Origin of the sequence: Actinomadura sp. NAK00032 (genome assembly GCF_013364275.1) — a bacterium.
Taxonomy (GTDB): Bacteria; Actinomycetota; Actinomycetes; order Streptosporangiales; family Streptosporangiaceae; genus Spirillospora.
Genome location: NZ_CP054932.1, coordinates 3,234,685 through 3,259,444, shown reverse-complemented (window position 1 = coordinate 3,259,444; position 24,760 = coordinate 3,234,685). Strand labels below are relative to the sequence as shown.

The window sequence follows — 24,760 nt, the reverse complement described above, 5'->3', positions numbered from 1 at the left end:
AGACGGGGGCTCTTTTCCGGCCGTCGCCCGGCTGGCGGCCGGGTGTGGTGGTCAGGGCCCGGATCCGGGAGGGAGTTCCACGTCGACGGCGAGGCTGGCGACCTGGGGTTGTGTGAGCGCGCCTTGGTAGGCCCACAGGTCGTCCATCGCGTCCGGCCAGAACTCGGTTCCATCGGCCGCACCGAACTTGTTGCGGCCCACTTGCAGGCCGCCGTTGTTCTTCGCTTCGAAGGGGATCGCGCCGTCCTCCTGCGAGACCCCGCCAGCGGTTTCATCGAGTTGCCCGTTGACGTAAAGGCTGACCCGGTCCCGCAGCGCGTCGTACACCACCGCCAGGTGCACCCAGTCGCCAGGACTGAAATTGGAATGCGAAACCACAATCGGTGCTGCGGCCGCATCATCCGATCCGCGTAGCGCGACCTGCCAACTGCCCTGCTCGACCGGATCCTCGCCGGGCACGTACCGCAACACGAACGCGTTCGCCTGGGTACCGGGCTGGGAGAACACCGTGGCCGCCTGCTGTGGACGTCCCATATTGCGGACCCACCCGGCCATGGTGAAGCTCTCGTTGGTCCACACCGGTGGTGTGAGCGTCTCGGTGAACTTGCCCGCCCCGAGCATCAGACCCGCCGGCGAGGTCCCCGATCCGAATCCCGCAAGTGGATCAATGGCCGCGCCATTGTGAAATACCAGGTCGGGTGCTCCGGGCGGGAACGAGGCCGCCTCACCATTACTGTTCAGCATCCATCGGGCTTTGAGTACGGGATGGTCGGTGACCATCTTCTCGATTTCCTCGTCCCCGACGATGCGGTCGTAGACCCGCACGTCGTCGAGTTGGCCGGGCCAGTGGTCGAGTTGGACGTCCTTGTACTTGGAACGCCCGATCTGCAGGCCGCCTGTGGCCTTCCACATTGCCGGTATCACCGGGCTGTCGTTGCCGCGGTCACCGTTGACGTATATCTGCATCGTGTTGGCCAGCGCGTCCCAGACACCCACCAGGTGCGTCCATTCTCCGGTCCGGGCCGGCGCCTTGGACGACGCCTGGTACCACCCGGGCGCGTCAGTGGTGTCGGTCGCTGTCCGGCCGAACACCCATTTGCGGGTGTCCTTGACGTACTTCAGATAGAAGGCGCTCTCGTGGACGCCCTCCATTGACAGTGCCGCGAAGTCGTTGTCGGGGTCGGATGCGTCCACTTTGGCCCAGACCGATACGGCGAAGCTCTGGCTGGTGTCGACCAGCGGGGCGTTGGTCGAGGCATAGCCGGTCGAGCCGTCCAACTGGGCGGCCTGTTTGATATGGCCGACCGTGCCCAGGGTGGCGCCGCCGTGCACGGTCGCCGAGACGGCCGGTTCACCGTCACGGGTCACGGCCTGCACCGCGGTGGCACCCGCCGGCTCGTCCAGAGCGAAACCGGCCACCGGAGCCGACCCCTTGTTCGCACGGAACTCATAGGAGACGACCGGGCCGTTCTGGTCGGAGAGGGCCAGCGCCTGCACCGTCAGCACGTTGGGACCGGACCGGGTCGGAGCGATCTGCACCTGCTGCGCCGCGCCGGCGGTAGTGGCCACCGTGCGCGGAGGCCCCCCATTCAACGTGATGAGGTACCGGTCGGCGACACCAGCGGAATCGGCGATGGTGAATGTGCCGGGCTGGCCGACTCCGCCGTGCTCGGCGCCGTCCTGTGGATAGTCCGTCGAGGTGATGGTCGGCTCACCGGGTTTGGCGGGGTCGTAGTAGAAGTAGCAGGCTATCTGCGCCCCATCCGAGGCCCACGGACCGTATTGCTCACCGTCGTAAGCCCGGACGTTCCACCCGATCAGCTTCCCTGACGGGATGTTGGCGGGCAGCGCCGTCTCGAACTTGCTGTTCGAGGCTTTGGGAGCCGTCAGATTCGAGAACCATCGGGCGATGAAGCCTTTGCCGTCGCCGGCGTCCCAGTTCAAGGCGAACTGGCCTTGCACCTTGTTCCTGTCCTCGGTGTCGGGGTCCTTGAGGTAGGCGTACACCGTGGGGATGCCGTTGACCGTATGCGCCTCCCAGCTGGGCAGGCACTTGGTGCCGGGGTCGGCGAACATGGTGTCGTTATCGGGCTGCAGCGGCGGGTTGTTGTACTGCACCTTCAGGTAGGCGTCCTCGGCGAACCGCTTCCACCAGTCCATCGTCGTCTCGTTGTAGGCCTTCAACCCGAAAGTGATCGTGCCGTAGCCCTTGCCGATCGCGTCCTGCACATGCTCGCGCAGCTTCGCACCGCCGAACTCCACCGGCGCCTTGGAGCAGTACGCCACATCCCGGGTGGCCAGGACCTCACCCCAGGCGCCGCCATTGGGCCAGGTCCTCTTGGTGTTGTTCCACGTCGCCGACGAGGTGTACGCCGAGGTCCGCCACAACTCCACTACGGTCGGATTGCTGCAGTTGTAGGCGCTGGTCTCATAGGCGATGAACTCCGCGCTCTGGATATAGCGGCCCTTCAGCGGCGGCAGCTCCATCCGGTAGAACAGGCGCTTGGTCTGGTCCTTGACGCAGCGGGAATCCTTGCCGACCTCACACCGCCCCACACCCTCGGTGGAGCGGCCATCGAAAAGGGGATAGTTCTCATCGGGATAGCCCGACGACACCATCCCCCACGACGACGCCAGCAGCGTCCGGTACATCGGATCGATGTACACGGGGAACGTGGTGTCCGGCGCGGTCAGCAGCCCCTGGTCCGGCGTCAACGTGAGAGCACCGTCCCCGACAGCAACGTCGACAACAGCCGTCTTGGCCCCTTCTCCCGGCTCCTCGGCCGCGTCCGCAGTCGTCTGCGTGCGGGTCTGCGGCGCTGGGGAGGCCGGCTGGGAAGAGTCCCACATCAACGGCGACGGCGCCTGGAACACCACGGCGCCCGAGCTGGGATCGGTGGCCTTCAGGATTCCGCTGCCCTGCTCCTCGGTCACCGTCAGGCGCGTGGCCGACAGCGCCAGCGACAACGAGGCCACCCGCGGATCCTTGGCGGCGTCCGCGGTCTTGATCACCAGGATGTGGGCGAACCCGTCCGGCATCGCCCGCAGCCGCAGATCGACATCCGGGCCGGCCACGCCCGCATAGACGGCGGTGTCCCCCTCCAGAGCCGGTTCGGGCAGCGGCTGAGGCCAGGTCAGGGCGAGCTTGCGGCCAGCCCGCGTCATCTCGACCATCGGACCGTTCCCGCCGGCGGAGAACCGGAGCCCGACAGTGGTCGCGGCCGGAACGATCACATCACCCGAACGGTGCAGGGTAGCGTCAATACCGACCCATTCATTGCCCTGACGTGCGCGAATCGGCTGGAGATGCTGCTCGACCTCGATCCGGCCGTTCGGCAGCGCCCTCACCGTGCGCCTTTCCCCACGCCGAGAGGCGACCTCGACCGGTTCACCTGTCCGCGCCGCGGCCGCGACAGCTTCCCGTTCGGTCTTGGCTCCTTGAGTCGCCGTCGTCTTCGGTTCATCGGCGTGACCCTCAGATTCAAGCGCCACAACAGCTATCGGCGCTTGCAGCAAACCGGCCACCATGAGCAACGCCACCAGGTGGGCCATTCGGCCGGGACTCCGCCACAACAACGAACGGAGAACCGACGCACAACGGCATGCCGCACCGCGAACCATATGTGAACCCCAAGGCGTAAAGGGTCGTTAAAGTCGCTTTAAGTTAACTCCGCAGTCAGGCCAGTGGAAGACACCCAGACGATCTTGCTTTGTGATCTAGATCACAAGAAAACTCTGTAGACCTGAGTCACGTCCTAGGCGTCCTAATTTGTTCCATCGCCAACCGATACACTTGGTCATCAAAAGGCGACGAAGTGCAATCTGCGCAGGAGCCGCCCTTTGAGGACTGGATGAACGCCGGCCACCGCTCCGCCTCCAGCGCCTGTGCTCCGGCCCCAAGGTCTTCCCGCCCGCAAGCGCTCCGGGTGAGCATGTCTTGGCCAGCCAGCGCTCGGCCGGGTGAGGGCGGCTCCTTGGCGGGCCTATCAGCCGGAGGCGGTCAGGTGGAGGGCGGGTATGGGTTGCCTTCACATTGGTCAGGGTCCGGACGGTGTGGCGCACCGCCGCCAGAGACTCCGCCGGGTAGCTGGTCAGGACGGCCACGTCGGCATCGCCGACGGCGCGGCCCCCGGCGATGCCGACGGGGCGTCCTCGATGACCGCGCAGGTGGACGGGTCAACGCCAAGGTGCGGGGCTGCCTGGAGGTAGCCGGACGGGTCGGGTATGCCGGTCGCCACGTACTCGATCGAGGGTCCGCGCCGCTGTGTGCCAGAGCTGGTCACCTGCGGGCGCTGACACGTATCGCAGTGGCCCTAGTTATGCCTGAGGCTCTGCTCTGGACCGGCCTTGGTCGGGTCGTCTTTTGTCTGGTTGTTGTGTTCGTTGGGTTTGTTGGGGGTGCGGGCGCAGGTTAGGGCCAGGAGGGGCAGGACGGTGATCAGGCCGTAGGTGATGAGGCGGATGCCGTAGTCGTTGATCACAGCGCCGATCGTGCAGGTGGTCAGGACGGCGGCGAGGGTGGGGCGGAGGGTCGGCCATTCGCGCAGGGCGGCGTCCAGGTAGGCGGGTGAGAACCGATGCGGCCAGACGAGGGCCGTGGCCCCAGGCCAGTGGGCCGCTCGCAAGGGAGGAGAGGGCGTCGCCCGTCTCCGCCCACGTCGGCGCCCCGGGCCGGCCAGGTGTCGGGCGTCTGGAGCCAGTCCGGCCTCGGCGTCCGCAACGCCCCCAGGGCCGACCGTGTGCCCGCGATCCCAGGCACGCGGTTGGTCTTGCCGGAGAGCGAGGGCCTGGTGAAACTCGTTTACGAACGGCCCGCCGCGGACTCGGGGGAAGGCCCATGGCCAAGCTGTCCTTGTCGCCCAAGATCCTGGACGTCCTCGACTTCGGCACCCCCTCGGCGGAGCGCGACATCGCGCGCGGGCTGGGCAGCTACTTCGTGGAGTCGCCGACGTACCAGCGCGTGCGGTCCGGGGCGAAGACGATCCTGATGGGCAACCGGGGGGCCGGGAAGAGCGCGATCTTCAAGGTGCTGGCGGCCCGGGAGCGCGCCGCCGGCAGCCACGTCATCGAGCTGTCGCCGGAGGACTACTCCTACGAGCTGCTCAGCTCGACGATGGAGGCCGAGCACGCGGGGTCCTGGGCGAAGACGGGCGCGTACGCCGCCGCCTGGAAGTACCTGATCTACGTCCTCGTCATGAAGGCCCTCGCCCGGAAGGGGATGCGGCTGACCAAGGGCGGCGGCCGGGAGATCCACCGGTACATCAGGCACAACCACGGCGCGCACCAGCTCGGCACGCTGTCGCTGCTGGTGTCGTACCTGAAGCGGCTGGAGGCCATCAAGATCGGCCCGATCGAGGCCGGGGTCCGGACGCGGGAGCTGGACCGCCTCTACAAGCTGGAGGAGATCCACAACCTGCTGCCGGCGCTGCGCCGGGTGCTGGACGGCCAGCGGGTGGTGGTGTTCGTCGACGAGCTGGACCGCGGCTGGGACTCCTCCGAGGACGCCAAGGCGTTCGTGTCCGGGCTGTTCCAGGCGTGCGTGTCGATCAACGGCCTGCACCGGAACCTGCGGGTGTACGTGTCGCTGCGGCAGGAGCTGTACGACGACATCCCCGCCCTGTACGAGGACGCGCAGAAGCACCGCGACCTGCTGGAGCGGATCTACTGGTCGGAGGAGTCGCTGCTGGAGCTGATCGCCAAGCGGATACGGTACTCCGCCCGCGAGAAGGGCTTCGACGTCGAGGCGCTCGAGAAGGCCGGCGACCGCGCCTGCTGGTCGGCGGTCTTCGCCGCGCCGCCGGGCCGGGCCCGGGACGGCTCGTTCGGCTACATGGTCGACCGGACGCTGTACCGGCCGCGGGAGCTGATCCAGTTCTGCTCCGAGGCGCTGGCGCAGGCCCGGGGCCGCGTCTCGCGGCTGCCCGTGCCCTACTCTGCGATCGAGCGGTCCGAGTACGGCTACTCCACCGAGCGGACCAAGGACATCGCCGCCGAGTACCGCTCCCAGTACCCGGGCCTGCTGAGCGTGTTCGAGGTGTTCCGCGGCCGGCCCCACACGTTCGACCGCGAGGAGCTCGAACTGCTGTGCCTGGAGCTGGCCGTGGGGGACGTCCCCACGCACGGCACGGAGTCGTGGCTGCCGCTGTGCGATACGCACGACCTGATCGAGGTCCTGTGGCGCGCCGGTCTGCTCACCGCCCAGGCCGCCCGGGACGGCCGGTTCGTCGGCAGCCACCAGGCGCAGCACGTCAACCTGGCGGCCGCGCGGCGTTTCCGCGTCCACGACATGTTCCGCGCGTCCCTCGGGCTCGCGGCCGGGCTCAGCTGAGCAAGTCGATGCCCTTCGGGGCCGCCCGCACTTCGGTCAGGGTCTGGACGGTGTGGTGGGCCGCTGTGAGGGCTTCCGGCGGGTGGCTCGTCTGGACGGCCAGGACGGTGGCGCCGGCGGCGCGGCCGGCGGCTATGCCGGCTGGGGCGTCCTCGATGACCAAGCAGGTGGACGGGGCGACGCCCAGGTGCGCGGCTGCCTGGAGGTAGCCGGACGGGTCGGGTTTGCCGGACGGGACGTCTTCGGCGGTGACGATTATGGGTGGGACGGGGACGCCCGCCACGGTCGTGCGGAGTTTCAGTTGGGCCCTGTCCATCGAGGTGACGAAGGCGTGGGGCAGGCCGTTCATGGTGGTCAGGAGGTCCACCGCGCCGGGGAGGGCCGTGATGCCGTCGGTGCCGGTTGATTCCAGGGCGTCTAGGCGGGCGGTGGCGTCGGCGACCTGGTCGGGTGGGAGGAAGTCGGCTACGCGGTCGCTCGTGCGGCGGCCGTGGGCGTCGGACAGGAACTCGTCCGGGTCGATGCCGTACTCGGCGGCCCAGGCGCGGGCCGCGCGCTCGACGAGGGGCGTGGAGTCGACCAGGGTGCCGTCCACGTCGAACAGCACGGCCGCGCAGGGCAGGATCACCAGTTCGCCTTGGCCGTGGCCTCCTCGGCCTGGGCGCGGAGGTTGCGGATCGCCTCGGCCGGGTCGTCGGCGCCGTAGACGGCGCTGCCCGCCACGAAGACGTCCGCGCCGGCCTCGGCGCAGCGCTCGATCGTCTCGGCGCTGACGCCGCCGTCCACCTGCAGCCAGACGGGCAGGTCGCGGCCCTTGATCAGCTCGCGCGCGCGACGGACCTTGGGCAGGACGACGTCCAGGAACTTCTGGCCGCCGAAGCCCGGCTCGACGGTCATCAGCAGGAGCATGTCGATCTCGCCGAGGATGTCCTCGAAGCCGTCCACCGGGGTGGCCGGGTTGACGCCGAGGCCCGCGCGCGCGCCGGCGGCGCGGATGGCGCGCAGGGTGCGGATGGGGGCCTTCGCCGCCTCGGCGTGGATGGTGACGCTCTTCGCGCCCGCCTCGGCGTACTCCGGCGCCCAGCGGTCGGGGTCCTCGATCATCAGGTGGCAGTCGAGCGGCAGCGGGCTGTGGTCCAGCAGGGCCTGGACGACCGGCAGCCCGAGGGTGAGGTTCGGGACGAAGTGGTTGTCCATGACGTCGACGTGGACCCAGTCGGCGGAACCGGAGATGCGCGCGATCTCCTCGGCCAGGCGGGCGAAGTCGGCGGACAGGATGCTGGGTGAGATCTGAGGAGCCATGATGCCCCGAGTCTATTGGCGCAGTTCGGCCCGGCCCTCACCCGCCCGGGTGATGCCGGGGGTGGAGCGGGCGGCCAGGCGCAGCCGGACGAACGCCTCCGGCGCGCCGGCGGTGACCCACAGCGCGAGCAGTGCCTGGACGGCGAACGCCTGGGCGAGGTTCGACCCGTCCGGCAGCACGTCCAGCGCGGCGATGAGGACGGCGCCGGCGAAGCCCACCGGGAGGCGCGCCAACCGCTGCCAGGGGTTGCCGCCGGGGTCGAACCAGCCGCGCGCCGCGAGTATGGACAGGCCCGCGATCGCGCCGCCGAGCCCGCCGGACGCCCGCGCCGAGTCGGTCAGGGTGACGGGTTCGGTCTGGCCTCCGGCCGCCCTGATGGCGTCCCCCCAGGCGTGGGGCCACTGCCAGTTCTCCAGCGGCTGCCACGCGCCCCAGGCCGCTGCCAGCAGCAGCAGGGCGATGGCCAGTGAGAGCGCCAACTGCACGGCCAGGTGGCGGCTGGTCCACCACGGGACGACAATGGGTTCCAGGGCGAGGACGGCCACCAGGAGGGTCAGGCCGATGGCCCATCCGGCGAGGACCTGACTGGTCGAGTGGACGCCCAGATAGACGCGGGACACCCCGATCAAGGCGATGATGACGGCGGCGCCCACCCACAGGAGCCTGCGCCTGGTCTGCGCGGCGAAGAAACCCCACGCCACAATGCCGTTCTGGGCGTGCCCGGACGGCATCCCGAAGGAGGACAGCGACTGCCTGCCCTTGATGGCGGGGTCCGTCCAGTAGGGGCGCGGCTCGTGGAACACCAGTTTCAGGACCGTGTTGAGGAGCGCGCCCGACAGCAGGACGACCGCCGCCCGCGCCGCGAGGCGCGGTGCGACGCACCAGAAGAGCGCCAGCAGCAGCGGGACGTAGAAGGCCGAGCTGCCCAGGTACGACATGAAGAGCATGAAGCTGGTCAGCACGGGTCCCCCAGTGGCTCAGGTCCGGCGCAGAAGGGCCAGGAACATCGCGTCGGTGCCGTGGCGGTGCGGCCAGAACTGCGCGTAGGGGCCGTCCCCCAGACCGGTGAGGTCGGCGCTGATCGAGGTCAGGACCGCGGGCGCGTCGAGGCGTTCCACGTCGTCGCGCTTGCGCAGGACGTCGTCGACCACGACGCGGGTCTCGGCCAGGTGCGGGGAGCAGGTGACGTAGGCGACCACGCCGCCGGGACGGACGGACTCCAGTGCCGTGGTGAGGAGGCCGCGCTGCAGGGCTCCCAGTTCGGCGACCGCTTCGGGGCCCCGCCGCCAGCGGGACTCGGGGCGGCGGCGGAGCGCCCCCAGGCCGGTGCAGGGCGCGTCCACCATGACCCGGTCGAAGGCCCCGGGACGCCAGGCGGGTGCGGTGCCGTCGGCCGCGACCACGCCCGCGCGCGCGTCGACCGCACGCTGGACGAGCGCCGCGCGGTGCGGCTGGACGTCGGCCGCTAGGAGGCGGGCGTCGCGCTGGGTGGCGAGGGCGGAGAGGATCCCCGCCTTGCCTCCGGGGCCGGCGCACAGGTCGGCCCAGCGGGAGTCACGGCCCTCCAGAGGCGCCTCGGCCAGCGCCAAGGCGACCATCTGGCTCGCCTCGTCCTGGACGGCCGCGCGCCCCTCTCGGACGGCGGCGATACCAGCGGGGTCGCCTTCGGGCAGGACGGCGGCGTAGGGCGAGTACGGGGCGGGCTCGGCGCCGGCCTCGTAGAGCTCCTGGAGTGTGGCCCGGCCGGGGCGGGCGACCAGCGTCACCCTGGGGCGGGCGTTGTCGGCCGCGAGGAGTGCGTCGATCTCGCCGGGCCCGACGGCGTCGCGCAGCGCGGACACGATCCACTTGGGGTGGCTGTGCGCGATGGAGAGCCGGGTCGTCGGATCGGCGTCGGCGGGGGCCACGATCTCCAGCCAGGCGTCCATGTCGCGGGTCGCGACCTTGCGCAGCACCGCGTTGGCGAACTTCGCCTGGCCGGGGCCCGCGACGGAGCGGGCCAGCTCCACGGCCGTCCCCACGGCCGCGTGCGGCGGGATGCGGGTGGCGAGGATCTGGTGCGCGCCGAGGCGCAGGACGTCCAGCAGCGGGGCGTCGACGCGGCGCAGCTCCCGGTCGCTGCACAGCGCGAGGATCGCGTCGTAGGTGCCGCGGCCGCGCAGGGTGCCGTAGGTCAGCTCGGTGGCGAGGGCGGCGTCGCGTCCGGACAGGGCGCGGTCGTGCAGGCGCTTGGGCAGCAGCAGGTTCGCGTAGGCGTCGCGGGTCTCGACCGCGCGGATCACGTCGAACGCGGTGCGGCGGACCAGGTCCTGCGGGCGGCCCGTCCGGCGGGGGCCGCCGGGCCTGCGGTTCGGAGCGTGGCGGCGGTTGCGGGCGGGTGGCATCAGTGCAGTGCGTCCTTGACGGTGAGGTTGACGCCGCGTGCCCAGTCGGCGGCGGCCATGAGGCGCTTGCCCTGCGGCTGGACGTCGCCGAGCGCGACGGGGTGCGTGGCCGTTCCCACCAGCACCTCGCTCTTCCCGGGACGGATCTCGCCCGGCGCGAGCTTGTCGGCGTCCGGTGCGAGGCGGACCGGCCCCAGCTTGACGCGCGCGTCGCGGAAGCTCGTCCACGCGCCGGGGGCGGGCGTACAGGCGCGCACGAGGCGGTCGATGTGCAGGGCCGGGCTCCCCCAGTCGACGTGGCCGTCCTCGGGTGTGAGCTTCGCCGCGTGGGACACGCCCTCGGTCGGCTGCGGGCGGGGTTCGAGGACGCCAGCCTCGATGCCGTTCATGGTGTCCAGCAGCAGGCTCGCCCCGGCGACGGCGAGCCGCCCCAGCAGCTCGCCGGAGGTGTCGGCCGGCTGGATCGGCTCGGTGAGGACGCCGAACACCGGGCCGGTGTCGAGACCCTCCTCGATCTGGAACGTGGCCGCGCCGGTCATGTCGTCGCCGTGCAGGATCGCACGCTGGACCGGTGCCGCGCCGCGCCAGGCGGGCAGCAGCGAGAAGTGCAGGTTCACCCAGCCGTGCCGCGGGATGTCCAGGGCCTCGCGGGGCAGCAGCGCCCCGTAGGCCACGACCGGGCAGCAGTCGGGCGCGATCTCGCGCAGCCGGTCGAGGAACTCGGGGTCGCGGACCTTGGCGGGCTTGAGCACCTCGACGCCGGCCTCGGCGGCCAGCTCGCCCACCGGAGAGGCGCTGAGCCGCCGCCCACGGCCCGCCGGGCGGTCGGGGCGGGTCACGACACCGACCACCTCGTGCGAGGACCCCAGCAGCGCCGTGAGCGCCGGGAGCGCGGTGTCCGGGGTGCCCGCGAAGACCAGCCGCACCTAGATCGCCTGCCCGAGGGTCCGGTGCGGCGACTCCTTGACGACGGGGACCGGGTCGCCGAACCACTCGGCCTCCCGGATCGCCTTCATCGCCGCCTTGCGCTGCTCGGGGTCCATCCGGTCGATGAAGATGATCCCGTCGAGGTGGTCGGTCTCGTGCTGGACGCAGCGGGCCAGCAGGTGCGTGCCCTCCAGCGTGATGGGCTCGCCGTGCATGTTGAAGCCCTTGGCCACCACCCCGAGGGAGCGCGGCGTGGGGAACGCGAGGCCGGGCAGGGACAGGCAGCCCTCGTCGTCGGTCTCCAGCTCGTCGGTCAGGTCGAGCGTGGGGTTGACCAGGTGCCCGAGCCTGTCGTCGACGTAGTAGGTGAACACGCGCAGGCCCACGCCGAGCTGCGGCGCGGCCAGGCCCGCGCCGGGAGCGTCGATCATCGTGTCGGTGAGGTCCTTGACGAGCTGGCGCAGCTCCTTGTCGAAGTCCTTCACCGGCTCCGCGGGCGTGCGCAGCACGGGGTCGCCGAAGAGGCGGATGGGCTTGACGGCCAACGGGGACTCCGTTCCCTGCAAGGTCTTCTGACGTTCTGCCGATGTATCCGTCCAGTCTACGGAGACATCCGGCCGTGAATCACACGCCGCTTCACACGCCGCGGTGCGCCCCCTGGCCCGCCGAGCGCGCCTTGTAGGCGGCGGTACGCGCGGCCTTGGCGGTCGCCTTGTCGGGATGGTGCGCGCCCAATGCCTCCAGGACGTCGGCCGCACCGGGATGCTCGGTGCGCCACAGGCCGTCGACCATGTCCTTCATCTCCGCCTCAGGCGGCGCGTCGATGAGGGCCGCCTCGACCGCCTCCGCCGGTTCGGCGGTCTCCAGCATCCCGGCGACGGTGTCGACGAACACCCACAGGTACTCCTCGCGGGCCAGCTCCCGCCCGGACGGGTCGCCGACGGCGTTCAGCCAGAGCGCGGCGTAGGGCGACACCAGCGGATGCTCTTGCGCGGCGCGCACGACGCCCGCGGCCTCCGGCCCGATGCGGTGCAGCACGGCCGCGGCGAGGTTCCGCGCGCCCGGACCGCCGGTGCGCATGACGTCCAGCAGGTCGGCGGCGGCGTCCTTGGGATCGTGGGCGGCCAGCCAGCCGTCGATCTCCTCGTCGGCGGCGTCGGGCCGGTACCAGGTGAGCCCGGCGATCAGCTCGGACGCGCGGGCACCGGCCAGCTCGCCGATCACGGGGGCGGTGAACCCGTCCGCCAGCAGCAGCTCCCGGACGGCCCACACGCCGAGCGGCGTCAGCGCGAGCCCCGCGCCGGACGGCTCGGCGATCCCCCAGTCCCGCAGGGTCGCCAGCTCCAGGTGCACCGCGTCCCGGACGAGGGCGCCCATGGCCTCGGCGTCGGAGAGGTCGTAGGCCTCCTCGACATGGCCGAGCAGGGCCCCGGCCAGGATCTCCGGCTCCGTCGGCTCCTCCTGCTCGTACAGGTGGATGAGGACGCCGGTCATCTCGTTCTGGACGAGCTCCACCGCGTCCAGGCCGTCCGCGTAGTCGTGGCCGGGCACCGCCATGGCCTCGAACAGCGGCAGCCAGGCGGCGAGGACCTCCTCGTCGTCCTCGGACCCGAGGCGGGCGAGGGCCGGGCCGGGGGCGGCACCGCGGTTCTCGGCCGTGATGACGTCGGCCTCGACGGCGGCCCACCACAGGCGCTCCAGCTCGCCCTGGTCCTCCAGCTGCCCGTGGCGGCGGGGGACCTCCAGCCCGAGGGCGGCCTCGGCGGCGTCGATGTCCTCGTCGGTGAGCGTGTCGTGCTCGGTGAGGGCGCGCTCGCCCGTCCAGGCGGCCAGGGCCAGGACCGACGCGGTCAGCCGGGAGGCGCGCGCGGCGGCGGCCAGCGCGTCCCGGGGCGCCTGCCGGACCGGCGGGACGACCAGCTCGCCGGCCAGCCGCAGGTACTCCTCGGTGCGGGCGTAGCGCTCTTCCTCGGGCAGCTCCTCGAACGCGCGCACCCACGCGTCGACGGCCTCCTGGTCGTCCAGCGAGACCCCGTCGGCCTGCATCAGCCCGCTGATCACCTCGGCGGCGGCCTGCCGCTCGTCGCTGTCGACGGCGGCCACGACCTCGGCGAACTCGGGCCCCGTCCGGTCGATCTCGGCGGCCAGCGCGGCGGCGTCCGGCGCGGCGACCGCGCCGGTGTCGCCCAGATGGCGGACGATCTTGCGGAAGGCGTCCAGGACGGTCGGGACGTCGTCGCTCCCGGCGACCACGCTCTCGGGGAAGACCTTCAGCAGCAGCTCGCGGACCCCCTCCGGGGTCAGCTCGCCCGGCCCCGCCAGGCCCATCTCCTCGCGCGCCAGGCCGAGCAGGATGCGGACCCCCTGCTCGTCCAGCGCCTCGCCGCGTTCGTCCGCCCACCGCCGCAGGTCGCCGGCGGTGCTCTCCACCCAGTTGTCGGCCACCCGAGAACCCTATTGGTCAGATCAGCTCCAGGGGGTCGATCTGGACGCGTACGGTCTCCGTGGCTTTACGCGCACTGCGCACACCCTGGGATTCCTTCAGCGCGCGCGCCAGGGCGTGTCCTGCGGGACGGGACACCCGTATCAGCGCGCGTTCCTTCTCCTGGACGCCGGTTCCCGCCTGCGCCGCGGGGACGGGCACCGGAACCGGCCCGAGCACCTCCGCCCCCTCCGGCAGCCTGGCATCGGCCAGAAGCTCCCGGATCGCGGCCGGGGAGCCGGTGAGCGACGCCATCCGCGCGGCGGGCGGGAACCCCGCCTCCCTCCGCTCGGCCAGCTCGCGCTCGGCGTAGGTGGCCGGGTCCCAGCGGACGAGCGCCTGCACGGCCGGAAGCGACCCTTCGGCGGCCACGATGACCGGCCCCTGCGGGCGGACCAGCGACGCCGCGTTCATCCAGCGGCGCAGCGCCTCCTCACCCGCGCGCAGGTCGGGGCGGCCCAGCAGCACCCAGCCGTCCAGCAGCAGCGCGGCCCTGTAGCCCTCGTCGGCCGGGGGCTCCGCCCCTGGCGTGGACACCACCAGAGCACGCTCTGGGCCGACCCGTTCGAGTATCGCGTCGCGCCCGGACGTGCGTACGGGGACGCCGGGGAACGCCCTGCCCAGCTCCTCCGCCGTGCGTTTCGCGCCCACCACGACGGCGCGCACCTGGAAGAAGCCGCATTCGGGGCAGTGCCAGTCGCCCGCGATGCGCCCGCACCACCGGCAGTAGGGGGCGGCATGGGACGACGCCAGCGACAGCGGCCCCTGGCACGCCTGGCACCGGGCCGGCTCACGGCAGCGCCCGCACGCGATGCCGGGGACGTACCCGCGCCTGGGCACCTGCACGAGGACGGGCCCGTCCTCCAGGGCGCTCCGAGCGGCCTCGAACGCGACGTTCGGCAGGCGCGCCGTGCGCGCGGCGGCGTCGCGTGCGAGCTGCGCGTCCTCCCCCACGTACCGGACGCGGGGCATCGCGGCCCGGACGCCGTCGCGGGCGGCCGCGAGCGCGTGCGCCCAGCCCGTCTCCACCAGCTGGGTGGCGTCGGTGGTCCGGGTGAAACCGCCGATGAGCGCGCCCGCGTTCGCCCTGTGCGCGCGCAGCGCGAGGACGTCGCGGGGGTGCGGGTACGGCGCGTGGGGTTCGGCGTGGACGTCGTCGCCGTCGTCCCACAGCACGACGAGGCCGAGGTCGGTGACGGGCGCGAACATGGCCGCGCGCGTGCCGACGACCGCCCGCGCCCTGCCGCGCAGGACGGCGAGCCACCTCCGGTAGCGCTCGGCCGGGCCGAGCTCCGCCGTCAGGGCGACGTGCAGGCCCTCCTCCAGCTCGGCCTTGAGGGCGGTGTCCACGCGCGCAACATCGCGCCCGTCGGCCACCACGACGATCGCACCGCGCCCACTGCTCAGGGTGGCCGCGACGGCACGCGCTATGGCGGCCGCCCAGCCGGGCCCTGGCAGCGCCGTCCAGACGGCACGCGGTGCCCTCCCGTCGGCGAGCGCGCTCAAGAACGACGGACCGGCCGGGTAGTCGCCCCACACGCCGGGGTCATCGGCCCCCGGCTCCGCTTCGGCCTCGGGCTCTTCCGGCTCCGGCACGGGCTCGGCCTCCACCCGGGCGTGCCGGGGCGGGACCGCCAGGCGGAGGACGTCCGCGAACGTGCCCGCGTACCGGTCGGCCACCTCCCGGGCCAGCGCGGCGATCTCCGGCGTCAGGACGGCCTCGGACGAGGTCACCCGCTCCAGGAACAGCAGCGTGCCGTCATGGCCGCTCTCGGCGGCGCGCTCCAGCACGAACCCGTCGACGAGCTGCCCGGCGAACCGGACCCGCACCCGGCACCCCGGCACCGTCCGGGCGTCCAGCTCGGCGGGCACCAGGTAGTCGAAGGGCCGGTCCAGGTGCGGCAGCGACATGTCGACCGCGATCCGCGCCACGGGCAGCTCACCGGCCGGGCTGCGCGCCCCCTTCCGCCCGCCAGACCTGCCCGCCTTCTTCGGTCTGCCGGGCTTGTCGGGCTTGCCGGCAGGAGCCCGGGGAAGGTCGTCCAGCCCCGGGATCAGGTCCGTCCCCCCGCCGTCCTTCGTCACGCTCCCCGTCCTACCAGATCGGCCCGACGGCCGGACGGGCACGCTAGGGTTGATCCGTTTGAACGGGCGCGCGCCCGCCGGCCCATTGCCCGCCGCCCCCCTCCGCGCCCCCGCCGTCCGACGAGCCCGTGCAGGCGAAGTGACCTCAGCGCATACTCAAGAGCGGGCGGACGCCCCGGTCCGGCCTGGATCGCCGCGCCGTCCCGCACGTTCCTCGCCCGACTGGAAGCAGTGGAAGAGGCGGGCACGCCATCCGGTGGTGGCGGCCACGGCCGCCGCCGCGGTCCTCCACCTGGTGTGGGCGCTCGCCCTCGCGACCGAGGGCGGCGACCTGGCGGCCCAGGCCGCCTGGACCGACTTCGCCTGGAAGCACCCCGGCGCGGCCTACAGCTTCGCCTGGTACGGCGGCATGCACCCGGTGTCCTACAGCGTGCTGTCGCCGTACCTGATGGCGCTGTTCGGCATCCGCACGGTGGCGGTGGTGACGGGCACGCTCTCGGCGACCCTGACCGCCTGCCTGCTCAAGAGGTTCCGGGCCCCGGTGGCGCTGCCCGCGTCGCTGTGGGCCGCGTTCGCGCTGTCGTGCAACACCGCCTCGGGCCGCGTCACCTTCGGCCTGGGGCTGCTGTTCGCGCTCATGGCGACGATCGTGGCGTTCACCTCGCGCGGCACGCCCGCCCTGCGCGCCGCCGGGATGGTCGGCCTGAGCCTGCTCGCCTCGCTCGCGAGCCCGGTCGCCGGCCTGTTCCTGCTCGTGCTGGCCGCCGCGCTGTTCCTGACCGGGCGCCGCCGCGCGGGCGTCTGCCTCGCCCTCGGCCTCCCCCTCGTGGTGGGGACGACGAGCCTGCTGTTCCCCTTCAGCGGCGTGCAGCCGATCTCGCTCACCGCCATCGTGCTGCCCGCCGTCGCCAGCGTCATCGCGATCCTGCTGTGCGCGCCGAAGACCTGGACGTTCGTGCGCGTCGGCGCCGGCGTGTACCTGGCCGGGATCCTGCTGACCTGGCTGATCCCCTCGCCCGTCGGCAGCAACGTCGAGCGCCTGGCGCTGCTGTTCGGCGGCATGTTCCTGCTGTCGGCGGTGGCGCGCGCGCAGGGCCGCGTCCGGATCGCGGTGCTGTCGCTGGCGTTCATCGTCACGGCGTCCTGGCAGGTCGTGAAGCCCGTCGACGACCTGATCCACACCGAGCCCGCGGCGGCCGCCGCCGCGCACGCGCGCGGCCTCGTGTCCGAACTGGACGCCCTCGGCGCCGACAAGGGCCGCATCGAGGTCGTGCCGCTGCGCTCCCACTGGGAGTCGGCCGGCCTCAGCCGCCACTTCGTGCTGGCGCGCGGCTGGAACCGCCAGGTCGACGCCGAGCGCCACAAGCTGTTCTACGAGGACGGCGCGCTGACGGCCGATTCCTACCGCGACTGGCTGCACGAGTGGTCCGTGCAGTACGTCGTCCTGCCCGAGCAGGAGGTCGACTGGTCCGCGCAGGAGGAGGCCGCCCTGGTCGAGCAGGGCCAGCCGTACCTCACCGAGGTCTGGCGGGACGAGCACTGGCGCCTGTTCCGTGTCGCCTCCCCGACGCCGCTGGTCGACCGCCCCGCGTCCGTCCGCGAGCTGACCGCGGGCGAACTCGTCGTCGACATGCCGTCCAAGGGGTCCGTCCTCATGCGGGTCTCGTGGTCGCCCTGGCTGAGCGCCACGGGCGGGGACGCCTGCCTGGCGCGCGAGGGCGACTTCGTGCGGCTGACGGCGCGGGAGCCCGGCCGCTACACCATCGCCGCCCGCTACGGCCTGCACCGCGGCAACCACTGCCCTTCCTGACCGAAGACGCGAAGCCCCGTACACGCGAAGCCGAAGACGCGAAGAGGGCCCCGGGGTCGCCCCGGGGCCCTCTTCGCGTGTACGGGTCAGAGACCGGCGGCGGAGGCCAGGTCCTTGGCGCGGTCGGTGGACTCCCAGGAGAAGTCGGGCTCCGACCGGCCGAAGTGGCCGTAGGCGGCGGTCTGCGAGTAGATCGGGCGGAGCAGGTCCAGGTCGCGGACGATCGCGGCCGGACGCAGGTCGAACACCTCGTCGACCGCCTTCTCGATCTTCTCGGGGGCGACCTTCTCGGTGCCGAACGTCTCCACGAACACCCCGACCGGGTGCGCCTTGCCGATCGCGTACGCGACCTGCACCTCGGCGCGGTCGGCGAGCTGCGCGGCGACGATGTTCTTGGCGACCCAGCGCATCGCGTACGCGGCGGACCGGTCGACCTTGGACGGGTCCTTGCCGGAGAACGCGCCGCCGCCGTGCCGGGCCATCCCGCCGTAGGTGTCGACGATGATCTTGCGGCCGGTGAGGCCGGCGTCGCCCATCGGGCCGCCGATCTCGAAGCGGCCGGTCGGGTTGACCAGCAGCCGGTACCCGGCGGTGTCGAGCTCGAACTGGGCGAGCACCGGGTCGACCACGTGCTCCTTCACGTCGGGGGCGAGCAGCTCCTTCAGATCGATGTCGGGAGCGTGCTGGCTGGACACCACGACGGTGTCGAGGCGGACGCCGCGGTCGCCGTCGTACTCGATGGTGACCTGGGTCTTGCCGTCGGGGCGCAGGTAGGGCACGTCGCCGCTCTTGCGGACCGCCGACAGCCGCTGCGCGAGCCGGTGCGCCAGCGTGATCGGCAGCGGCATCAGCTCGGGCGTCTCGCTGGTGGCGTAGCCGAACATCAGGCCCTGGTCGCCGGCGCCCTGCCGGTCCAGGTCGTCGATGCCCTCGCCCTCGCGGGTCTCGTAGGCGTCGTCGACGCCCTGCGCGATGTCGGGCGACTGCGCGCCGATGGACACCGACACGCCGCAGGAGTGCCCGTCGAAGCCCTTCTTGGACGAGTCGTAGCCGATGTCGAGGATCTTCTCCCGGATCACGCCGGGGATGTCCACGTAGGTCTCGGTGGTGACCTCGCCGGCCACGTGCACCTGGCCGGTCGTGATCAACGTCTCGACGGCGACCCGGCTCTTCGGGTCGTCCTTGAGCATCGAGTCGAGGATCGCGTCACTGATCTGGTCCGCGATCTTGTCCGGGTGTCCTTCGGTCACGGACTCGGAGGTGAACAGGCGGCGAGACACGTACGTGAACTCCTTGCAGCGGCTGCTGACTGACGTCGCAGGACGGATATGTCATCGAGTTCGGCGGGGACGTCCCCCGCGCGTTGTCCAGTGGGTACAGGTGGGCGGTGTCCAAGTGGTAGGCCCGCAGTCTAGCCCGATCGCCGCCGGGCGCCGGTAGTGACTCGGTCGAGCCGGGCGGCCTCCGATCATTGCGCGGGCGAGCCGTCCAGGCGGGCGGCGACGAGATCCCAGACGACCTCGGCCAGGGCGTCCTTCGCACCGCGCGGCACCTCGGTGTGCGAGCCGTCCGCGCCGAGGATCACCGCCTCGTTGTCGGGGCGCCCGAAGGTCAGGTTCTCGCCGACCTGGTTGACGACGAGCAGGTCGCTGCCCTTGCGGGCGAGTTTGGCGCGGCCGTTGGCGAGGACGTCGTCGGTCTCGGCGGCGAAGCCCACGATCACCTGCCCGGGGCGCCGGTCGCGGCCGAGTCCGGCCAGGATGTCGGGGTTCTTGAGGAGCCGGATGGGCTCGGGCTCCGCGCCCTCCGCCTTCTTGATCTTCGAGCCCCGGTAGCCGGCCGGCCGGAAGTCGGCGACGGCGGCGGCCATCACGACCGCGTCCGCGTCGGCGGCGGCCGCCACGACGGCCTTGTGCATCTCCTCGGCCGATCCGACGGGGACGACCTCGGCGCCGGCGGGGTCGGGCAGGGCGACGTTCGCCGCGATGAGCGTCACACGGGCGCCGCGCGCCACGGCGGTGCGGGCGAGCGCGTAGCCCTGCAGGCCGGACGAGCGGTTGCCGATGAACCGGACGGGGTCGATCGGCTCCCGGGTGCCGCCGGCCGAGACCACGACGCGGCGCCCGGCCAGGTCGCGGCCGTCGGCGCCGCGGGCCAGGACGTGCCGCGCGACCTCGAACAGCTCGGCCGGGTCGGGCAGCCGGCCGGGGCCGGTGTCCTTGCCGGTGAGCCGCCCGGACGCGGGCTCCACCACGATCGCGCCCCGGGAGCGCAGCGTCGCCACGTTGGCGCGGGTCGCCGGGTGCTCCCACATCTCGGTGTGCATCGCGGGCGCGAACACGACCGGGCAGCGGGCGGTGAGCAGGGTGTTGGTGAGCAGGTCGTCGGCCAGCCCCTGCGCGGCCCGCGCGAGCAGGTCGGCGGTGGCGGGCGCGACGAACACCAGGTCGGCGCCCTGCCCGAGCCGGACGTGCGGCACCTCGGCGACGCCGTCCCACACCTGCGGGGACACCGGGTTGCCCGACAGGGCCGCCCAGGTCGGCTCGCCGACGAACCGCAGCGCGTCGGCGGTCGGGACCACGGTGACGTCGTGGCCGGACTCGGTGAGCCGCCGGAGCAGCTCGCACACCTTGTACGCGGCGATGCCCGCGCTCACGCCGAGGACGACGCGCGGCTTTCGGGAGGTCATGCGGTCACGATCCCATCGCGCGCCCGGAGAGCCTGCGGCGGGGGTCCGCTACCCCGCGAAGGACCCTGCGGGCATCGGCGAGGGCCGCCGCGCGCCGGGGTGCGGCATCGGCGGCCACGGGTCGGCTAGCCCTCGATGGGCTCGGCGTTCAGGAGCCCCTCGCGCGTCTCGCGGAGCGCGATCGACAGCGGCTTCTCCTGCACCTGGGTCTCGACGAGCGGGCCGACGTACTCCAGCAGGCCCTCGCCCAGCTGGGCGTAGTAGGCGTTGATCTGCCGGGCGCGCTTGGCCGCGATGCTCACGAGGCCGTACTTGGTGTCGACGACCTCCAGGAGCTCGTCGATCGACGGGTTGGTGATGCCCTCGTTGCTGGCTGCCACTCGGTGGCCTTCCACTGGTAGGTCGCTTACTGGACAGCCATCAAGGCTAGCAGCTCATCGCACACGTCCTGGACGGACGTGTTGACGAGCGTCACATCGAACTCCTTCTCGGCGGCGAGCTCCACGCGGGCCGCGTCGAGGCGGCGCTCGATGACGTCGGGGGGCTCGGTGCCGCGGCCGGTGAGCCGGCGGACCAGCTCCGCCCAGCTCGGCGGCGCGAGGAAGACCAGCCGCGCCTGCGCCATGGACCGGCGGACCTGCCGGGCGCCCTGCAAGTCGATCTCCAGGAGCACCGGCTCGCCGCGGGCGAGGCGCTCCTCGACGGGCCGGCGCGGGGTGCCGTAGCGGTTCCCCGCGAACTCGGCCCATTCGAGGAGCTCCCCTTCGGCGACGAGCCGGTCGAAACCGGCGTCGTCGACGAAGAAGTACTGCACACCATCGGTCTCACCCGGGCGGGGGGCCCGGGTGGTCACCGAGACCGACAGCCACACCTGCGGGTGCGAGCGCCGGATCTCGGCGACGACCGTGCTCTTGCCGACGCCCGACGGTCCGGACAGGACCGTCAGCCGCCGCGCGAGCGGGCCATGCGTGCTGGAGCCTTCCGGCGCAGGAATGGGTGCGCCGGAGCCGGACGGGATGGAGCCGGCGCCGGGTCGCCCCGGGCCGGCCGCGGCGGCCTGACCGCCGCGCCCGCCCGTGAGTCGCGCGTCAGCGGTTCGCACTTCCGCCGAACTCACGCTCCAGGGAGGCACGCTGGTTGGCGCCGAGGCCCCGCACACGGCGGGACTCGGCGATGCCCAGGCGCTCCATGATCTGCTTCGCACGGACCTTGCCCACACCGGGCAGTGATTCCAGAAGGGCCGACACCTTCATCTTTCCGATGACGTCGTCGGACTGACCCTCTTTGAGAACCTCGGCGAGCGAGGTTCCCCCGTGCTTGAGCCGGTTCTTAACCTCGGCCCGCTCCTTGCGCGCCTTGGCAGCCTTCTCCAGGGCTGCGGCGCGCTGTTCGGGGGTTAGGGGCGGAAGAGCCACGCCGGGTCACCTCAGGTTTCCACTCGACGGAGTCGGACGGGTTGGGAAACTAGCGAGTTCACCGCCCATAAGGCAACGTGAAGTGCCGTTTAGCCCACCACAAATTCACGAAAATCACTCCCCGGAGTGTCCTGAATACAGAGTGTACCCAATCTGGAGGGGTCCGCGGCCCATCCCCGTGCCTTGCTGGGACTTTCGCATGATCGTGAAAATCCCCCCAATCTGACCTCAAATGCGGCACTCGGTACCCTTATGTCGCAGCGGTTCGCGCCCCGCCGGGCGCGTCCCGCCGCGCTCCGCCGGGCCGCCGGCGGGCCTCCGCGACCGCCCTCCGCCGCCCTCTGTGAGGTCTCCCACAACCCATCCCGACCGAGTGACTCTCGTCACGCCGGGACGTTCCGCACGTCGCGGCGGCACCGTTACTGTCATCCTCGACAACACCCGACCCCGCCAAGATCGTCTCCCGCTCGGAGGGCCGCACCACCGCACCCAGCTCCCCGCCCGCCGCCAGGGCACCGACACGGACGCGGAACGACCGGACGACCCGCCGGGGGCTCCCCGGCCGGTGAATCGCCACTCCGCGTGAACGAGTTGCTCGTTCGGCACGTACTCGCAATGCGAACACTCCGTCCCCGCCATTCGCATGCGACTAAAACCACAATGTGCGATCCCACCCGGCTGAGAACGCCCCGAAACTTTCGTTGAATGCAGTTCCGCACGTGCACCCGCGGTCACCGCAATCGGCGCGGCGGGCCGGTGCCGGGCGGGCGTCAGCGGACGTCGGCGGAGGTGCGCCGCAGCGCGGCCGCGATCGCCGCGGCGGCGGCGCCGGGGTCGGGGGCGCCGGTGATCGGGCGCCCGATGACCAGCAGGTCCGCGCCCGCCGCCAGGGCCGCCTCCGGGGTCGCCACGCGGGCCTGGTCCTGGGTGTCGGCGCCGGCCGGGCGGACACCCGGAGTGATCAGCGTGATGTCCGGGCCGACCTCGGCGCGGACCGCGGCGGCCTCCTGCGGGGAGCAGACGAGGGCCTGCGCGCCCGCCTCGACGGCGAGCACGGCGAGCCGCCGGACGGCGTCCGGCGCGGGCCCGGACAGGCCCAGCGCGGCGAGGTCGGCGTCCCCCAGCGACGTCAGGACGGTCACCGCGGCGATCGACGTGCTGGGGGCGGCCTCGACGGCCGCGCGGATCATCGCGGGCCCGCCGGCGGCGTGCACGGTCAGGTAGGACGGCTTGAGCCGCGCCACGGCGCGGGCGGCGCCGCGGACCGTCGCGGGGATGTCGTGGAGCTTGAGGTCCAGGAAGACCTGCACGCGGCTGGCGCCGCGGACGCTGGCGATGACGTCCGGCCCGTACCGCAGGTAGAGCTCCAGGCCCACCTTGACGGTGGAGACGTGCGGCGTCACCAGGGTGGCCCAGCGCGCGGCCGTCTCCAGGTCGGGCGCGTCCAGCGCGACGGCGATGGGGGCGGTCACAGTTTCTCCTTCTCGGGCTCTTGCGGGCGCACCTGGGGCGGAACGTACCCGGCGGGCTTGTGCGCGAGGCCGACCGCGTCGGCGAGGGCGCCGATGCGGCGGGCCGCGAGCGCCTCCTCCAGCTCGCGCAGGACGCGGGGGCCGGCCAGGGGGTCGTGGAACACGGCGGTGCCGACGGCGACCGCGCAGGCACCCGCGAGGATGAACTCCAGCGCGTCCAGGCCGGTGGCGATGCCGCCGACGCCGATGATGGGCGTGCTGGGCAGCGCGGCGTGCACCTGGTAGACGCAGCGGACCGCGACGGGCCGGACCGCGGGCCCCGACAGCCCGCCCGACACGCCGGTGAGGGCGGGCCGGAGCGTCCCGGTGTCGATCGCCATGGCGTCCATGGTGTTGATCAGGGTGAGGCCGTCGGCGCCCGCGTCGACGCAGGCGAGCGCGATCGTGACGATGTCGGTGACGTCCGGGGCGAGCTTGGCGAAGACCGGGACGCCGGGCCGGGCGTGGTCGCGGACGGCCCGCACGACGGACGCGGCGGCGGCCGGGTGCCAGCCGAACACGCGCCCGCGGTCCTCGGCGTTGGGGCAGGCGACGTTGACCTCGATCGCGGCGACGCCGGGGACGCCGCGCAGGCGGCGGGCCATGTCGCCGTACTCCTCGACGCTGTTGCCGGCGACGGAGACGATCGTGCGGGCGTCCTGCTCGATGAGCCACGGCAGGTCGCGTTCAAGAAAGGTCTCCACGCCGGGGCCGGGGAGGCCCATGGCGGTGAGGAGACCGCTGGGCGTCTCGGTCACGCGCGGCGTGGGGCGTCCCGCGCGCGCTTGGGGCATGACGGACGTGGTGACGAACGCGCCCAGGCGGGAGATGTCGAAGAACTGGGCGAGCTCCCGCCCCGTCCCGCCGCACCCGGCGGCCGTCATGACGGGGTTGGGCAGCTCCAGGGGCCCGAGCGCGGTCCTGACACGGTCGCTCACTGGGAGCCCCCCTCGGTGACGTTCAGGACGCGCGGCGCGCCCAGCGCGTCGAACGGGATGGTGCCGAGGTCGCCCCACCGGACGCGGTCGCCGCGCAGGACGGGCCCGTCGGCGCAGGCGCGGACCATGCGGGTCACGCCGTCGTCGCCGTGGACGGGGAGCATGCACGTCATGCACACGCCGATCCCGCACGCACCGGTCTGCTGCAGGAACTCCTCGACCGACACCTGGGAGGGGAGCCCGAAGTCGCCGGCGACCTGGGTGACCGAGCGCAGCAGGCTCGTCGGGCCGCAGCCGTAGACGACGTCCGCGCCGGTCTCCTCGATGACGCGGGGCAGGACGTCGCGGACGGTGCCCTTCTCCCCCATCGAGCCGTCCTCGGTGGCGACGGTGGAGCTGTCGCCGATCCGCTGCGCCATCCGGGAGCCGAACACCTGCCGGGCGGACGGCCCGGCGAGCACGAAGTGCACCTGGCAGCCGCGCCGCAGCAGGGTGTCGGCGAGCGCGAACACCGCCGCGCCGCCCGGCCCGCCGCCGGCGAGCAGGCAGGTCACCGGGTCGCGGGGCAGCCGGAACGGGCGGCCGAGCGGGCCGACGAGGTCGATCTGGTCGCGGGAGCGGCGGCCGGCGAGCCAGCCGGTGCCGGGCTCGGTGTCGGCGAACACCAGCTCGACGGTGCCGCCGTAGTCGGACTTGACCTCGTGGACGCCGAAGCAGCGGCGGACCAGGCGGGACGTGTGCTCGCCGCCGACGGCGAGCGCCACGAACTGGCCGGGCCGGAACCGCTCGGCGATGGCCGGGGCCACCAGCGTCATCGCGTGGTAGTCCTGCACCTGGCGGACCGTCAGCACCGTCGCCGACGTCTGCACCGGCGTGTCGGACACCCGT

Annotated in this window: 20 protein-coding genes; 2 read left to right on the top strand and 18 right to left on the bottom strand. The window is 72.5% G+C overall.

What is annotated here, in order from left to right:
* Positions 1–51: 51 nt before the first annotated feature.
* The gene (locus tag HUT06_RS15290; protein ID WP_176196349.1) at positions 52–3,552 is read right to left on the bottom strand and encodes a LamG-like jellyroll fold domain-containing protein; all 3,501 of its coding nucleotides are present in this window, start codon (positions 3,550–3,552) and stop codon (positions 52–54) included.
* Between the two features lie 761 nt (positions 3,553–4,313).
* On the bottom strand, positions 4,314–4,625 hold the full coding sequence (locus tag HUT06_RS15285; RefSeq protein ID WP_176196348.1) for a hypothetical protein: 312 nt from the start codon (positions 4,623–4,625) through the stop codon (positions 4,314–4,316).
* Between the two features lie 212 nt (positions 4,626–4,837).
* On the opposite strand from HUT06_RS15285, the gene HUT06_RS15280 reads away from it, so the two are divergent.
* A complete protein-coding gene (locus HUT06_RS15280) occupies positions 4,838–6,328 on the top strand; it encodes a hypothetical protein (RefSeq protein ID WP_176196347.1) in 1,491 nt (496 codons plus the stop codon).
* On the opposite strand, the gene HUT06_RS15275 is transcribed toward HUT06_RS15280, so the two are convergent.
* The 8 genes from HUT06_RS15275 to HUT06_RS15240 all read right to left on the bottom strand — a co-directional run bounded on the left by HUT06_RS15275 (position 6,321) and on the right by HUT06_RS15240 (position 15,509).
* Positions 6,321–6,956: an HAD-IA family hydrolase gene (locus tag HUT06_RS15275; RefSeq protein ID WP_176196346.1), complete on the bottom strand. Its 636-nt coding sequence runs from the start codon at positions 6,954–6,956 to the stop codon at positions 6,321–6,323. The two genes, HUT06_RS15280 and HUT06_RS15275, sit on opposite strands and share 8 nt — an antisense overlap.
* Complete coding sequence (rpe, locus tag HUT06_RS15270; protein ID WP_176196345.1) at positions 6,953–7,630, bottom strand: ribulose-phosphate 3-epimerase; 678 nt, start codon at positions 7,628–7,630, stop codon at positions 6,953–6,955. The genes HUT06_RS15275 and rpe overlap by 4 nt, the downstream gene beginning before the upstream one ends.
* A 12-nt stretch (positions 7,631–7,642) precedes the next feature.
* Positions 7,643–8,593 (bottom strand): phosphatase PAP2 family protein, encoded by a 951-nt coding sequence (locus tag HUT06_RS15265; protein WP_176196344.1) that lies wholly within the window; start codon positions 8,591–8,593, stop codon positions 7,643–7,645.
* Positions 8,594–8,608: 15 nt separating this feature from the next.
* A complete protein-coding gene (locus tag HUT06_RS15260) occupies positions 8,609–10,015 on the bottom strand; it encodes an RsmB/NOP family class I SAM-dependent RNA methyltransferase (protein ID WP_176196343.1) in 1,407 nt (468 codons plus the stop codon).
* On the bottom strand, positions 10,015–10,941 hold the full coding sequence (gene fmt / locus HUT06_RS15255) for a methionyl-tRNA formyltransferase (RefSeq protein WP_176196342.1): 927 nt from the start codon (positions 10,939–10,941) through the stop codon (positions 10,015–10,017). Before fmt ends, HUT06_RS15260 begins: the two co-directional genes overlap by 1 nt.
* Positions 10,942–11,487 carry a peptide deformylase gene (gene def, locus HUT06_RS15250; protein WP_176196341.1) on the bottom strand — a complete coding sequence of 182 codons (546 nt, stop codon included), beginning with the start codon at positions 11,485–11,487 and terminating at the stop codon, positions 10,942–10,944.
* 91 nt (positions 11,488–11,578) lie between these two features.
* Positions 11,579–13,387 carry a hypothetical protein gene (locus HUT06_RS15245; protein WP_176196340.1) on the bottom strand — a complete coding sequence of 603 codons (1,809 nt, stop codon included), beginning with the start codon at positions 13,385–13,387 and terminating at the stop codon, positions 11,579–11,581.
* 16 nt (positions 13,388–13,403) lie between these two features.
* Complete coding sequence (locus HUT06_RS15240; RefSeq protein ID WP_176196339.1) at positions 13,404–15,509, bottom strand: primosomal protein N'; 2,106 nt, start codon at positions 15,507–15,509, stop codon at positions 13,404–13,406.
* A gap of 259 nt (positions 15,510–15,768) precedes the next feature.
* Between HUT06_RS15240 and HUT06_RS15235 the strand changes: the two genes are divergently transcribed.
* Complete coding sequence (locus tag HUT06_RS15235) at positions 15,769–17,319, top strand: MFS transporter (protein WP_254715192.1); 1,551 nt, start codon at positions 15,769–15,771, stop codon at positions 17,317–17,319.
* Between the two features lie 86 nt (positions 17,320–17,405).
* Here HUT06_RS15235 and metK read toward each other — a convergent pair whose 3' ends face one another.
* From metK to HUT06_RS15195, 8 genes are all read right to left on the bottom strand, one after another.
* Positions 17,406–18,599 (bottom strand): methionine adenosyltransferase, encoded by a 1,194-nt coding sequence (metK, locus tag HUT06_RS15230; RefSeq protein ID WP_176196337.1) that lies wholly within the window; start codon positions 18,597–18,599, stop codon positions 17,406–17,408.
* A 188-nt stretch (positions 18,600–18,787) separates the two neighbouring features.
* Positions 18,788–20,008 (bottom strand): bifunctional phosphopantothenoylcysteine decarboxylase/phosphopantothenate--cysteine ligase CoaBC, encoded by a 1,221-nt coding sequence (coaBC, locus tag HUT06_RS15225; protein ID WP_176196336.1) that lies wholly within the window; start codon positions 20,006–20,008, stop codon positions 18,788–18,790.
* Between the two features lie 125 nt (positions 20,009–20,133).
* The gene (gene rpoZ / locus HUT06_RS15220; RefSeq protein ID WP_021597645.1) at positions 20,134–20,388 is read right to left on the bottom strand and encodes a DNA-directed RNA polymerase subunit omega; all 255 of its coding nucleotides are present in this window, start codon (positions 20,386–20,388) and stop codon (positions 20,134–20,136) included.
* A 26-nt stretch (positions 20,389–20,414) separates the two neighbouring features.
* Positions 20,415–21,002: a guanylate kinase gene (gene gmk / locus HUT06_RS15215; RefSeq protein ID WP_176201377.1), complete on the bottom strand. Its 588-nt coding sequence runs from the start codon at positions 21,000–21,002 to the stop codon at positions 20,415–20,417.
* A 94-nt stretch (positions 21,003–21,096) separates the two neighbouring features.
* Positions 21,097–21,423, bottom strand: a complete 327-nt coding sequence (mihF, locus tag HUT06_RS15210; protein ID WP_026405770.1) for an integration host factor, actinobacterial type — start codon at positions 21,421–21,423, stop codon at positions 21,097–21,099.
* A gap of 770 nt (positions 21,424–22,193) precedes the next feature.
* Complete coding sequence (gene pyrF / locus HUT06_RS15205) at positions 22,194–22,895, bottom strand: orotidine-5'-phosphate decarboxylase (protein WP_176196335.1); 702 nt, start codon at positions 22,893–22,895, stop codon at positions 22,194–22,196.
* Positions 22,892–23,872: a dihydroorotate dehydrogenase gene (locus tag HUT06_RS15200; RefSeq protein ID WP_176196334.1), complete on the bottom strand. Its 981-nt coding sequence runs from the start codon at positions 23,870–23,872 to the stop codon at positions 22,892–22,894. The genes pyrF and HUT06_RS15200 overlap by 4 nt, the downstream gene beginning before the upstream one ends.
* Positions 23,869–24,756, bottom strand: a complete 888-nt coding sequence (locus tag HUT06_RS15195; RefSeq protein WP_176196333.1) for a dihydroorotate dehydrogenase electron transfer subunit — start codon at positions 24,754–24,756, stop codon at positions 23,869–23,871. The genes HUT06_RS15200 and HUT06_RS15195 overlap by 4 nt, the downstream gene beginning before the upstream one ends.
* Positions 24,757–24,760: the final 4 nt, after the last annotated feature.